The sequence below is a fragment of the Emticicia soli genome (genome assembly GCF_037860775.1).
GTDB lineage: Bacteria > Bacteroidota > Bacteroidia > Cytophagales > Spirosomataceae > Emticicia > Emticicia soli.
In genome coordinates this window covers 36300-49916 of record NZ_JBBEWC010000020.1, presented here as the reverse complement: position 1 = coordinate 49916, position 13617 = coordinate 36300, and the positions used below count along the sequence as shown (strand labels likewise).

General features: G+C 38.1%; 14 protein-coding genes. 9 read left to right on the top strand and 5 right to left on the bottom strand.

The window, feature by feature from the left end:
- Positions 1-155 precede the first annotated feature (155 nt).
- The 8 genes from WAE64_RS23370 to folK all read left to right on the top strand — a co-directional run bounded on the left by WAE64_RS23370 (position 156) and on the right by folK (position 7315).
- Positions 156-1307 carry a cysteine desulfurase family protein gene (locus tag WAE64_RS23370; protein ID WP_340240385.1) on the top strand — a complete coding sequence of 384 codons (1152 nt, stop codon included), beginning with the start codon at positions 156-158 and terminating at the stop codon, positions 1305-1307.
- Between the two features lie 241 nt (positions 1308-1548).
- Positions 1549-2034: a nucleoside deaminase gene (locus tag WAE64_RS23365; RefSeq protein ID WP_340240383.1), complete on the top strand. Its 486-nt coding sequence runs from the start codon at positions 1549-1551 to the stop codon at positions 2032-2034.
- Between the two features lie 30 nt (positions 2035-2064).
- Positions 2065-3177, top strand: a complete 1113-nt coding sequence (locus WAE64_RS23360; protein WP_340240381.1) for an XdhC family protein — start codon at positions 2065-2067, stop codon at positions 3175-3177.
- 152 nt (positions 3178-3329) lie between these two features.
- Entirely contained in the window at positions 3330-4106 is a 777-nt protein-coding gene (locus WAE64_RS23355) for a hypothetical protein (protein WP_340240379.1), read from the top strand.
- A 164-nt stretch (positions 4107-4270) separates the two neighbouring features.
- The gene (locus WAE64_RS23350) at positions 4271-5461 is read left to right on the top strand and encodes a molybdopterin molybdotransferase MoeA (protein ID WP_340240376.1); all 1191 of its coding nucleotides are present in this window, start codon (positions 4271-4273) and stop codon (positions 5459-5461) included.
- 222 nt (positions 5462-5683) lie between these two features.
- Positions 5684-6088, top strand: coding sequence for a hypothetical protein (locus WAE64_RS23345; RefSeq protein WP_340240374.1), 405 nt, complete (start codon positions 5684-5686; stop codon positions 6086-6088).
- Positions 6069-6827 (top strand): phosphoglycerol geranylgeranyltransferase, encoded by a 759-nt coding sequence (locus WAE64_RS23340; RefSeq protein WP_340240372.1) that lies wholly within the window; start codon positions 6069-6071, stop codon positions 6825-6827. Before WAE64_RS23345 ends, WAE64_RS23340 begins: the two co-directional genes overlap by 20 nt.
- Complete coding sequence (gene folK, locus WAE64_RS23335) at positions 6827-7315, top strand: 2-amino-4-hydroxy-6-hydroxymethyldihydropteridine diphosphokinase (RefSeq protein WP_340240370.1); 489 nt, start codon at positions 6827-6829, stop codon at positions 7313-7315. The genes WAE64_RS23340 and folK overlap by 1 nt, the downstream gene beginning before the upstream one ends.
- 49 nt (positions 7316-7364) lie before the next feature.
- Here folK and WAE64_RS23330 read toward each other — a convergent pair whose 3' ends face one another.
- The 5 genes from WAE64_RS23330 to WAE64_RS23310 all read right to left on the bottom strand — a co-directional run bounded on the left by WAE64_RS23330 (position 7365) and on the right by WAE64_RS23310 (position 12560).
- Positions 7365-8693 (bottom strand): TolC family protein, encoded by a 1329-nt coding sequence (locus WAE64_RS23330; protein ID WP_340240368.1) that lies wholly within the window; start codon positions 8691-8693, stop codon positions 7365-7367.
- A gap of 41 nt (positions 8694-8734) precedes the next feature.
- Complete coding sequence (locus tag WAE64_RS23325; RefSeq protein ID WP_340240366.1) at positions 8735-9397, bottom strand: ABC transporter ATP-binding protein; 663 nt, start codon at positions 9395-9397, stop codon at positions 8735-8737.
- A 212-nt stretch (positions 9398-9609) separates the two neighbouring features.
- Positions 9610-10380: a pentapeptide repeat-containing protein gene (locus WAE64_RS23320; protein ID WP_340240364.1), complete on the bottom strand. Its 771-nt coding sequence runs from the start codon at positions 10378-10380 to the stop codon at positions 9610-9612.
- Between the two features lie 41 nt (positions 10381-10421).
- On the bottom strand, positions 10422-11462 hold the full coding sequence (locus WAE64_RS23315; protein WP_340240362.1) for a DUF4097 family beta strand repeat-containing protein: 1041 nt from the start codon (positions 11460-11462) through the stop codon (positions 10422-10424).
- Positions 11463-11654: 192 nt separating this feature from the next.
- The gene (locus WAE64_RS23310) at positions 11655-12560 is read right to left on the bottom strand and encodes an OmpA/MotB family protein (protein WP_340240360.1); all 906 of its coding nucleotides are present in this window, start codon (positions 12558-12560) and stop codon (positions 11655-11657) included.
- Between the two features lie 416 nt (positions 12561-12976).
- On the opposite strand from WAE64_RS23310, the gene WAE64_RS23305 reads away from it, so the two are divergent.
- Positions 12977-13573 carry an RNA polymerase sigma factor gene (locus tag WAE64_RS23305; protein WP_340240358.1) on the top strand — a complete coding sequence of 199 codons (597 nt, stop codon included), beginning with the start codon at positions 12977-12979 and terminating at the stop codon, positions 13571-13573.
- The last annotated feature ends 44 nt before the right edge of the window (positions 13574-13617 follow it).

Here is a 13617-nt window from a genome sequence, read left to right as displayed (position 1 = left end):
CCGAATAAAGTTTGGGTTTTCTTGAAAAAATTAAAACATTTCAAAAGATAAAACAATTCTGTCTTAACTCATTTCTTTTTGGGCTTCAATAATCTATAAAATCAGTAATTTTACTTTCTTAAAAATAACACATAAAAAATATTTTTGTTTGATTAATGAAATATCCAATCTATCTGGACTATAACGCCACCACTCCTCTCGACAAAGAAACGCTGGAAATTATGGTGCCATACCTGACCGAACACTTTGGTAATGCAGCTAGCAGGTCTCATGCCTATGGCTGGAAAGCTGCCGAAGCCGTGGGCACAGCCAGGCAGCAGGTAGCGGGTTTATTGGGGGCATCGGAAAAAGAAATTGTGTTTACAAGTGGGGCAACGGAGTCGGTTAACTTGGCTATTAAAGGTACATACGAGGCTCTTAGTCATAAAGGCAAACATATTATTACGGTTTCTACTGAGCACAAAGCAGTATTGGACACATGCCAACATTTAGAAAAACTAGGCGCAGAACTCACGTATCTGCCTGTTGACAGTCAGGGAAATATTGATTTAGATGTACTTGAAGCTAGCATACGACCAACTACCATTCTGATTTCGGTAATGGCAGCTAATAATGAGATTGGGATTATTCATCCGCTGCGAAGCATTGCTAAAATCGCTCATAAGCACGGAGTGTTGCTTCATACTGATGCAACGCAGGCTGTAGGTAAATTAGCGATTGATGTAATAGCCGATGAGATAGATTTATTGAGTTTATCGGCACATAAATTGTATGGACCTAAGGGGGTAGGGGCTTTATATATCAGAAAAAAACTGAATATTGTTGCACAGCAAGATGGCGGAAAGCATGAAAGAGGACTACGCTCGGGAACATTAAATGTAGCAGGAATTGTTGGCTTTGGTAAGGCTTGTGAGATTTGCCAGCAAACTATGGTTGATGAAACGATAAGATTAAGCTCTTTGCGGGATGCCTTAGAAGCGGGTATTTTAAGCGCCGTACCTGATGCCAAAGTAAATGGCAATGCAATTGAGCGCCTGCCCAATACAAGTAATATATGCTTTGGTAAAATAGATGGAGAGCAGCTATTGATGAACCTGCATGAGATTGCTGTCTCTAATGGTTCTGCTTGTAATTCGGCCTCAACAGAACCCTCTTATGTATTGAAGGCACTGGGTTTAGATGATGAGTCAGCCTATGGGTCGCTTCGGTTTAGTGTAGGTAGAACAACAAGCGCTCAGGATATTGAAATAGCTGTGAATCATATCAGTGAAGTGGTAGGAAGAATGAAAAAAGCTAGTGTGTTGTGATTTTTTGTTTTAGGAAAAATGAACACAATTTTTTGAGCAATGAAGTTGTTTGGGATTTTAATTTCTTTTTAAAAATAGTATTGTTTTGAGCGAGCCAAATCAAATGATAAGAACATAGCAGCGCTATGGTTGAAATCATTTGATGCAGGCGTAGCCAAAACAATGCATTTTTAAATGAAAGAAATAATCCTAAACAACTTCAATATAAAAATCTAAAGAATCCAAGCAGTTTTTGATAGCAATGAACATTGACGAAGTAAAGAAAGAATTTATGCGCAAAGCCATTGAGCTTTCTATTATAGGAAGCCAATATGGTGTGGGGCAAGGGCCTTTTGGGGCTATTGTTGTAAAAGATGGTAAAATAGTAGGGCAGGGACATAATAAAGTAGTAGCGACAAACGACCCTACTGCACACGCCGAGGTAGTGGCTATAAGAGATGCCTGTAAAAACCTGGGCACTTTTGAGTTGAGCGATTGTGAGATTTATACTTCATGCGAGCCATGCCCTATGTGCCTGAGTGCTATATACTGGGCCAGAATAGAAAAGATATATTATGGTAATACCCGTGACGATGCCGCTGCAATAGGCTTTGATGATGCGTTTCTTTACAACGAAATACCATTGCCGCTTTCAGAAAGAAAAATAGCAATTGAAGCATTAAGCAGAGACGAGGCGCAGGAAGCCTTTATGCTTTGGGCAAAAAAAGAAGATAAGACTGAATATTAAATTGCTACTATGCCCTTTTACAGAATATATATGAAGGAAATTAAACAAATTGTTGAGGCCTATCAGAAAATTGATTTCAGCCGGAATAGAGCTGCTTTGGCAACTGTAGTAAGGGTAGAAGGTTCTTCGTACCGGCGGACGGGGGCTCGTATGTTGGTGATGGAATCAGGAGAATGGATAGGCGGAATAAGCGGTGGATGCCTTGAAGGAGATGCCTTGAAAAAAGCTCGCCTGGCTATGTCGCAGAATAAAGCTACACTGATTACCTACGATACGTCTGACGATGACCCTTACCAGATAGGGGTAGGCTTGGGGTGCAATGGTATCATAGATGTATTAATTACTCCTCTTGACCCACATAACGCTCAAAATGCTGTTTTGCAAATCAGTAATTGTCTTGACCAACGGAGCCCAAATGTAATAGTTACTGTTACAGCTTTAAGTGCTAGCCACTCGGCTATTGAATTGGGAGAAGTATTCAGATTTGATACGCCGGAACATTTTAGAGAAGTGTTTCCTCTCGATACGATAAAAGAGCAAGTATTGTCAGAAATTCAGAATGCGCTGGCAACTACCAAATCTGTTTCACAAACTTATACCTTGGCTGATGGGAATAGTATCAGTTTATTTATTGAAGTGATTCCGCCACCAATACAATTATATGTGTTTGGTAGTAACTATGATATCTATACAATGGTGCGTACAGCAAAGGAGTTGGGCTGGAAAGTAATAGTTGTCTGCAACCCAATTAAAATGCACTCCTCGCTATTTACAACTGCCGATGCCGTAATGCCAAAAGACTATGTACCTGTAGTTGATAATTATACGGCGGCTGTTTCGATGTGCCATGATTACGAAACTGATTACCGTAATTTACAAACATTGCTAAAGACAGATATATCTTACATTGGGCTTTTAGGGCCTAAGAAACGAACTGCTAAGATGTATGACCGAATGCAAGAAGAAGGTGAACCTATTACGCCTGCCGACGAGAATCGTATATTCAGCCCTGTTGGCTTAGATATAGGTGCTAATACGCCCGAAGAAATTGCCTTGGCTATTTGTGCCGAAATCCGCACAAACTTCTCAGGAAGAGACGCCAACAGACTAAAATACAGGGATAGACCAATTTATGATAATTAATTCTTGCTTTTTTCTTAGAAGTAAAATATAATTGCTACGGTAGAGTTCACAGCCTTCTGGCGAACACCTATCAAAAATCAATTGCTATTGAATGTAAATTAAACTGCTGTTATAAACTGTATGTACTTTAACTTTTGTAAAATACTTTCTCCATGTCGTTAAAGTTTATTTCCTTCTACGGGGCGGTTGTTATCTTAACTTCCCTGTTTTTTCAGTTTCTACCTGAGCCACATATGCTTTCGTGGGAAGAGCTGCTACTATCTAAATTCTTGAATCAATCCCCGAGTTTGCTTTGTTTAGGTTATTTGTGGTTTCATCAGAAGAGAATAAAAAGAGTATATATTTTTTCTTTGCTGATAGCCTTTCTTTTTCTTAATGTTTTTTCAGAAGTTTATTATTATTTAGTAAGCCCCGAATACCTCGCACCTGTTAATATTCTGAACAATATTGCTATTTATGTAGTATTACTAATGCTTTTTATCGCCCAGAGAACCCAAATAAAAGCGCATGTGTTTAACACCAGAAATACTACATATGCAATACTTACTACAGTATTGTTTTTAATAGGTTTTGGTATTTCTGTACCCCAGGCTTATGAGAAGTACTTGGCTGAAAGTGCTTTGTTTTTCTATATTATATTGGCCGCTATGCTAATCACGAGCCTTACGGTTTGTATGAGTTTTTTTGTAGATAAAACTCGCTCAAGAAACTGGTACAAGCTGGTGGCAGGCACTATTTTAATAGCTTTGGTCGATATTTATGTGTATCTCAGTATTTTTGTATTCGATGCTTCTCCTTTTTTTATTTATACCATTGGTAAGTTGATTTTTTCAATCGGAATCCTATTAATCGTTGATAGGAGTATAGGAAAATGCTTGTATAATAAACCTGCTCTGGGAATAAGTAATGGGCTTATCAAGAGTGTTTAGTTTAAAAATTATCATTATATTTTGCAAAACAGATAAGTGCTTATAGAATTGATGTTTAATGCCCGGTATTTGTTCTATAAATAAAAGAAGCAATGGCTTACAGCTAGAAAAGTATAATTTTGCAAGGCCATAGGGCTATGTATTGTAAAATAAATTGATTTCTGATGATAACAGTTGACCAAGCCGAAGAGATTATTCTTTCTAATAAAATAGCACTGTCTACCGAAAAGGTGGCTATTGAAAATGCCTTAGGACGAATACTAGCAGAAGATTTATACACCGACCGTGATTTCCCGCCTTTCGATCGTGTTTCTATGGATGGTATTGCTGTTGTTTATGCGCAAATAGCCACAGGGCAAACTGATTTTAAGATTGAACAAACCGTAGCTGCAGGAAAACCACAGGTTGTCTTAAATGACACCACTCATTGTATCGAAGTAATGACAGGAGCGATGCTGCCCATTGGTACCGATACCGTTATTCGTTATGAAGATATAAGTATTATAGATAAAATTGCCACAATACAGATAATACCTCCGAAAATAGGGCTAAATATCCATACGAAAGGCATAGACCGCAAGAAAGATGAGATATTACTTGCTAAAGGCAAAAAAATAAGCCCTGCTGAAATAGGTGTAGCAGCTACAATTGGCAAGACCCAGATACTGGTACAAAAGCAGCTAAAAGCTATTGTGATTTCGACAGGAGAAGAGATTATTCCTATCAGCGAAATGCCATTGCCGCATCAGATACGTACCTCGAATAGCTATGCATTACAAGCTTGTTTAAAAAACTGGGGAGTAGAGGCTGATACAGTTTTGCTGCCTGATAGCCAAACAATAATAGAACAAAAAATAGCACAATATTTAAGTACTTACGACGTACTAATTTTAAGTGGTGGTGTATCGGCCGGAAAATTTGATTTTGTGCCCAAAGCGCTCGAGAATCAAGGTGTCAGTAAATTGTTTCATAAAGTTTCGCAAAGACCCGGCAAGCCATTCTGGTTTGGTATGAAGGACAGTAAGGCTGTATTTGCCTTGCCCGGCAACCCTGTTTCTACGTTTATGTGCTTGCACAGGTATTTTAAACCCTGGCTCGATGCTTCAGAAGGCATCAAGACTGAACCTGTTTACGCTGAACTGGAGCAAGATATTGAAGTGAAGTTTGGACTAACTTTTTTCTCACAGGTAAAACTAACCCAAACGGGCACAGGTACCTTGAAAGCAAAACCTATAATAGGAAATGGCTCGGGCGATTTGGCTAGCTTAGTAGATGCTGATGCTTTTATTGAATTGCCACTTGGCAAAGAAACTTTCAGAAGAGGCGAGCAGTATAGAGTATGGTTATATAGATAGTATTTGAGATAAACTTAAGGCTTCAAAAAATTAGCACTAAAAACCGAAACTTTTAGATAGGTAGGGAAGTTTATACTTGAAAGCCGGCACTGATTCGTATAGACCACAAGCAATTTTTTATACGTTTACTTGTGGCGTTTTAACGTTTAAAATGCTATAAAGAGGTTTAGTCTTTCTTTTTTTAGCATTTTTCAATAATTTTGAACAAAAATCTGTGGTAAAGTGAAACATCTAAGAGAAACTATAACAAAAGTGCCGATTGTACCGCCAAAAACGAGTCGTGAAGAACGCAAAGAGTTATTGCAGGAATCTATAGATAAGTATTTAGGAGCAATTGAAACCCAGATAGGAGACCTGAAAAAAGTTGGTAAAAATGCTTTGGTCATTGGAGGAATCATTGTTGCAGTATATGCAATAACAGAACTTCTTTTGCCTGAAGGGAAAGAGGATAAGCAAGAAAGCGAACCTTTACCTATAATAGAGCCGGAAAAGGAAAAAGAAGGAGATTCAATGTTATGGTCTGCCATGAAAGGCGCAGCCACTACAGTTTTGCTGGCTATTGCAAAAGAAAAATTGTTAGAATTGATTGACCACCTCACAACAAAAGATGCCGAAGCAACTTCTTGATAAAATATTACAAAACAAACAGCTAAAGAAAAAAGCTTTGGCTGTTTTACTCGACCCTGATAAAGTTGAGCCCACTGCGTTTAATGATTTCTTATATAGTTGCGTCGAGAATCGGGTAGATTTCTTCTTTGTGGGCGGAAGCCTGATTACCAATAATATTATGGCGCAAATGATTGAGAGCATTCGCAGCCTTACCAATATTCCGGTAGTTATTTTTCCGGGTAATAGCTTACACGTAGAACCCTCGGCTGATGCCATTTTATTGCTTTCATTGATTTCGGGCCGTAATCCTGAGTATCTTATTGGTCAGCACGTAATAGCTGCACCTATTCTGAAACAAAGTGGTTTAGAAATTTTATCAACTGGCTATATTTTGGTTGATAGCGGCCGCCAGACTACGGTTTCGTATATTAGTAACACCACGCCTATACCGCACGATAAACCGGATATTGCCGCTTGCACAGCCATAGCAGGCGAGATGTTAGGTCTAAAGCTTATTTATCTTGATGGTGGCAGCGGAGCAATGTATCCGGTATCGCCTAAGATGATTCGTCGGGTAAGCGAAAATATAGAAGCGCCACTCATTGTTGGTGGTGGCATAAATTCTGCCGAAAAAGCACACAATGCCCTGGAAGCCGGAGCCGATATAATTGTTATTGGCAATGCTTTTGAGAAAACTCCTACTTTACTCCCTGAGATAGCGGAGGTAATCCAATCTTTTAATTTAACTACTGTTTAGTGAAAAGTAATCAGGTTTATCTTGGTCTTGGGTCAAATCTTGGTAACAGGCAAGAAAACTTAGCTTTGGCACGGCAACTTATTACGGAGCAAATCGGTGATATAGTTGCGCAATCGAGCATCTACGAAACAGCCGCCTGGGGCTTAACAGACCAAAACGATTTTCTGAATCAGGTTATCTGCATCAATACTGAGTATGAGCCATCAGAAGTGCTAAAGAAAGTACTGGCAGTTGAGCTTTCGATGGGTAGAGTACGTGAAATAAAATGGGGTGCAAGGCTGATAGATATTGATATTCTGTATTACAACGACGCTGTCATTACGCTTGATAACCTTATAGTTCCGCATCCTTTTATTCAGGAACGCCGATTTGTGTTAGCACCGCTAGCCGAGATTGCTCCCGACTTTGTTCATCCTCAATTAAAACAGACTAATGCCGCATTATTGGCACATTGTGCCGATACTAGCGAAGTAATAAAAAAACAATAGCCACGACAAATTGCCGTGGCTGTGTTTTGACCTGTATCTGTATGTAATCTTAATTAATTCTCCATTCTCCGTCCTTATAAAAGTCCAGAATTTTTTGTTGAAGCAATAGCTCATATTTTGCCTGAACCAAGTTGCTTCTGGCACGGTCGTAGTTAACTTTTGCCAGTACATATTCTACCGAGTTAACAGTACCTGCGCTGATTCTGCTTTCGGCTGCTTTCACGTTTTCTTCGTTTATACTAACCTGGTCGGTTGCAACTCTGTATCTCTCTGATGCAGCATCGAACGACTGAAACGACTGCTCAATAGCCTGGCGTAACTGAAGTTTGGCTGTATTAAGTGAGTTTTCGGTTAATTGCTGCTGTACTTTTACTGCTGCTACACGTGGTTTGTTTTGTAACCCTCCGAAAATCGGAATACTGAGGTTTAAAGATAAAGACCCATTGCGAGTACCATTAATTTGCTTGAAATAAGTTTCAGCTTTATTAGAGGTCGAGTAAAACGCACCATAATTGGCCGAAAGCGAAATGTTAGGCATTACATTGGCTTTGGTTGCCTTAATGAGGTTGTTAAAACTTCTCAACTGTAATTCTGCTCTTTTTACATTCGGGAAATTATTAAGCGATTGCTCATATAACTGATTCACGAAATTATCATCAACCTTATAAAGGTTTGCTTCATCTGCAATAGGCTGAAAAACAATGTTATTGCTTGGATTTATGTTCATTAACTGAAACAATGCCAGGCGGTTCATCTTAAGTGTATTTTGTGTAGTTACAAGTGAGAATTCATCATTAGCCGTTTGAGACCTGATCTGGAAAAACTCGGTCTGGCCAATAACGCCTGCATTTACCATTTTAGTTACCCGGTCGAGCTGTGCTTTAGATGTTGCTACTTGTTGTTTGGCTACTTCAACCAACTCTTGCGATGCCAATACCTGCAAATAAGCCTGTAATAAGCTGATTGTAATTGAGTTTTTAGCTGCTTCTATACCTTTTACCCCAGCTTCTTTCAACAAAATATTCTGTTGAATCTGGTTTTTAATCTGAAAACCATTGAAAAGTGTAACAGAGGCATCAATTCCGAAACCATTGGTGCTATATAATTCTTCAATATAAGAGTTGGTAAAGCGGTCGATACTTCTACCAATACGTAGGTCTTGCCCTACACCGAAACCAACCCTCGGATATTGTAACGATTTCACCCGCATCAATTCAACGTTAGCTCCTTCAGCTTGTATCTGGCTTTCTCTGTAAGTCAAGTTGTTTCTGATAGCAACATCAAGGCACTCTTTCAGGCTCATCTGATTCTGAGCAAATGCACCCGAAAGACTCAAGGTAAGCGAAAAAAATAGTAAGTATTTGGTTAAATTCTTCATTGTATTGTTATAAATCACTTATTTCAAAAACATTCGGCTTATTAGTCTACCCAGCCGTCTTTAAGTCTGATAATTCTGTTGCCATAAGTGGCATTTTCTTCTGAGTGTGTTACTTGCACAATCGTAACACCGTCTTTTTCATTTAATTCTTTAAATAGCTCCATAATTTGTTTCGCTTGTTCGGAGTGGAGGTTTCCGGTAGGTTCATCGGCAAAAATGATTTTTGGTTCGGCCACAATGGCTCTTGCAATACCTACCAACTGTTGTTGACCACCCGAAAGCTGCGTTGGGAAAAGGTCTTTTTTAGCCACCATATTAAATCGGTCTAATACGTCGGCTACTCTACTTTTGCGCTCAGAGCTCGACTGCCCTTTGTACAAAAGTGGCGTTTCTATGTTTTCATATACAGTTAGTTCGTCAATAAGATGATAAGCCTGAAATACAAATCCGATACTGGTGCGGTGTAATTCGGTGCGTTTTTTTTCTGAGAGTTTTTGTACCGGCACATCTTCAAATAAATATTCGCCCTCTGATGCTTCTTCCAAAAGACCTAAGATATGTAATAGAGTAGATTTACCCGAGCCCGACGGACCCATGATAGATACAAACTCACCTTGATTAATAGTAAGGTTGATGTTTCTTAATACATAAATTTTGCCGAAGCCCGCAGGGTAATATTTAGATATGTTATTTAATTGAATCATTTTGATTTAATTGATTAGTTCTAAGCGTTAAGATAGTATTTCTTAGCTGATTTCTACTTTCAAATTCTGTACAAGTACTTGCCAAAGTTATGCCACTAAATTTAATTAGTTGATAATGAGTGTTTTATGTGGTTTGGTTAAAATAAAAATGTCCGAAAACGGACAAGATTTGTACGCCTTCGGACAATGGGTAAGGGTTATAAAAAGTGGGGTTAATTTATGTATTTTTTGCCATTTGAATACTTCATATCAACGCCTGATCTGAAACGGGTGTTATCAAAATTGCCTGAGTCTTTAAACTCTGCATATTTGAAATCAGCATTCTCATTGAAAGATGAACCTTTAAATGTTACACGCTCATTGAAATTGGCATATTTGAAATCAGCATATTTTCTGAAAGCTACCGTATAAAAATCAGCATCAAATTTGAAGTTTGAATACTTGAAATTAGCATACTCATCAAAAGTGCAATTGGCAAAGTTTGATTCTCTCTTGAAATTAGCATATTTAAAATTGGCTTCTTTTTCAAACTTGGTTTTTCCAAAAGACGCCTTATCGGCAAAATCAGAATACTTAAACTCAGTTAAGCCTTCAAAAGTACAGTTTTCAAAAACTACGCTTTTGGCAAAGTCTGTTGTATGCGTTTCATTGTCGCCACCAAAACTGATACTAAAACCTGAGTTGCCACGTTTTTGGTTTTCGCTGTTTTTGTATGCTATGAAATCGTCTTTGAAAACACAATTCTTAAACGTAAGAGGTACTTCTACGATACTTTTAAACTCTTCGTAATCTTTATTTTTTTTGATACGTTTTTTGTTCGAAAGCTCGGTAAGATCAAGGGTGCCTGTAATGGTTACACCATCATAATTTATTTCTTTGCCTTGATCAATCATATCAAAAATGGTTTTTGCCGAAACCTCTTTCTGTGCCGATACTGTGCCCGCAATACCTGCACAGAATAATAAAATCAATAGTTTTTTCATGTTATTTCTTATTTATAAAGTGTTTCACCAATATGTAATAGTTAGTCATTAATATAAACGCCACCTGAGCTAGCATCCATCGTTACCGGAATACCACCACCATTTATTGAGCCTTTTACACGGTCTTTTTCGATTCTTCCGTTAAAGTTTCTGATTTCTGGTACACGCACACGGTTTCCGTCAAGGTCAAGGTCTAAACCTTTGTCAAGTGGCATACGTACTTTAATACTACCGGCACTGGTTGATAACGAAAGGTATTTGCCAAAAGATTTAATGTCGGCATCAATGCCACCACCGCTTGTTGACGCTTTTACACTACCTCTGATATCATCCAAATGAATAGAACCACCTGAAGTTGAAGTAATCAATTCTCCGGTAATAGCTTCTGCTCTTACACCACCACCACTTGTAGTAGCTTTAATTGTGCCATCAAGGCTTTTTAAACGTAAACCACCACCCGAAGTACTTAGTCTGATTTCACCTCTGCAATTATCGGCATCAATACCACCACCGCTGGTCGAAACATCAATTCTATCACGGCAATTAGCAATGTCAATGCCACCGCCAGAGGTTCTTCCTTTAATATCTCCACCTAAGTTAGATAGTTTCAAACCACCACCGCTTGTAGTAAAGCCTAGATTTCCGCTTAGGTTTTTCAGCGTAATACCACCACCGCTGGTTTCTAAGTCTGTTGAAACTTTTTCAGGTGAGTATATTTTAAACGAAATGCTCAAAGATTTTTTCCAGTCGTTCCAGCCACTGTTATTTTTTCTTCTGGCAACACAGTAAATGGTACTTCCTTCCTTTTTTACGCTTAGTTCGTAGTCTCTCAGACGGTCTTCTATTTCGGCTTTGCTGATTGAGCCGCCGTTCCAGTTGTTAGGTTTGATGTAAATCTCTACACGGGCTTCGCTGCCTGGTTGCCCTGTTACGGTAATACCACCACCCGACGTACGAACATTAAGGTTCTGAATCTCAGATGATTTATAAGTTTTTACAAAATAAGGTGTGTCTTTATCTTGTGCCAAAGAAGCAGTAGCGATGGATAATCCGACGATGAGTAATGAGAGTAGCTTTTTCATAAATTAAGTATAGTTTGAAGTCTATAATTTTGTTTGTTTGTAAATAAGATGCAAAAAAACTTTTTTGCGTTGCACAAATAAGACAATTATTTTCGACACTCCCCCTATGTGCTTTTGGTATATATGTATAGATACAAAAAAACGGAGCTACCTGAGCAGCTCCGTTTCGTATGTTTAATTAGTATCTATAAATTATTTACTAGCACTTAGTAAATCATAGAACTGATTAAGTTTTGGCATTAAGATGATACGTGTACGACGGTTCGTTGAACGTCCTTCGGCAGTATCATTGCTTGTAAGTGTGTTAAACTCTCCACGACCTGCGGCAATTAGTTTGTTAGGGTCTACCTTAAACTGGCCTTGTAGTGTACGAACCACCGAAGTAGCACGTTTTACACTTAAATCCCAGTTATCAGAGATACATTCGTTTTTAATTGAAACGTTATCTGTATAACCCTCAACCATTACCTCTAACTCTGGACGAGACTGGATAATCTGCGCAATTTTTCCTAACACTTCGTTAGCTCTTGGAGAAATTTTGAAGCTACCACTGCTGAATAACATTTTATCTGAGATGTTAATCATTACTACAGTTTTATCAACTTTTACTTCAATGTCTTTGTCATCAATACCATCTTTCAATACACGTGTCAGATTAAACGCTAAAGCTAAGTTCATTGAGTCAGCTTTGGTTCTTGCGGCGTGTAGGCGGTTGATGTATAAGTCTTTCTGTTGCATTTGAGACAAAGTGTTATCAATATTAGCATTGGCTGCTTTAGATAGCACTGTTAAATCTCCTACTTGTTCAAGCTGGCGGTCACGCACTTTTTTCAAATCACTTAATTGATCTCTTAGGTCAGTCAACTGTTGGTCACGTTGTTGAATAGTACTTTGAGCACTGGCTATTTGTGTGTCTGATGATGTTTGCAAACTTGCCAGACGGTTTTTGTAATCTTGTACTTCGTCGCCACATTTTACCAGATTAGCCTGAACACGTTCGTGTTCTGTCTGAAGTGCTACATACTTCTTTTTTGCAACGCAGGAAGCTAGTGATGTAACTGCAAAAAAGATAACCAGAGGTTTAACAAAAACTTTCATGAGATTGTGTGTTTTATTTAGTATGACATAATTTTCGGCCGATAGGAATTAATTTTTCATAAGTTTTCCTCAATGCCAATTGTTTGCTTTTATGGTCAAAAAAGTATGCCACCACAATTTAAAGATATTCAAAAAAAAGTGTCATAAACAAGCAAATAACACATATTTAGCGTATTTTATTATCGAAATACGCTGTTTGGTATTTCTTTCAGTTAAGCAGGTTTTGTGAAAAGAATTGGGGAATTTGTTCCCCGGCTTTGTGAAGTTATAAGGTTTCATGCATTAGTGTTGGTACGTTCATAACTGCACTATATTTCTGAAAAACTATATTCTTGCTTGAAAATGGTATTTTTCGATGATAATATTTTCTTTTAATAATTAATTATATTTTTGCTGTAGAATCAATAAAAACGAAATTGAGTAGTAGCAGCAAAGATATTGCTTTATGGAAGGCTTTTAAGGGAGGAGACAGAGATGCCTTTGCTAAAATCTATAATCTTTTTATTGAAGATTTACTTAGCTACGGGTATAGGGTAACAAACGACCGCCAGTTGATAAGAGACAGCATTCAAGACCTCTTTCTACATTTATGGCATTCACGAGAAAACCTGACTGACACTGATTCTATTCGCTTTTACCTATATGTATCACTCCGAAATCGTATTTTACGTAATATTGATAAGCACAACCATACTACTATTGATACACAGGATTTGTTTGAGAACATTATAGGCGTGCTGTCGGTAGAAGATGAACTTATTTCGAGCGAGCAATACAGTGAGCAGATAATTAAACTCAAAAGAGCTATTCAGCAATTACCTAAGCGCCAGCAAGAAATCATACAACTGCGCTACTACCATGATTTCAGTTTTGACGAAATCTCAGAAATGATGCAAATTAACAACCAATCGGTCCGTAATCTTCTTCATCGGGCCATTACTGAGCTACGCCAGTATTTTACTCTGCTTTTATGGCTCTTGGTGGCTTTCTTGATAAGTTTCAAAAAATATTAAAAATAATTCAATTTTGATGAGTACAAAAAACACTTTACCTGATT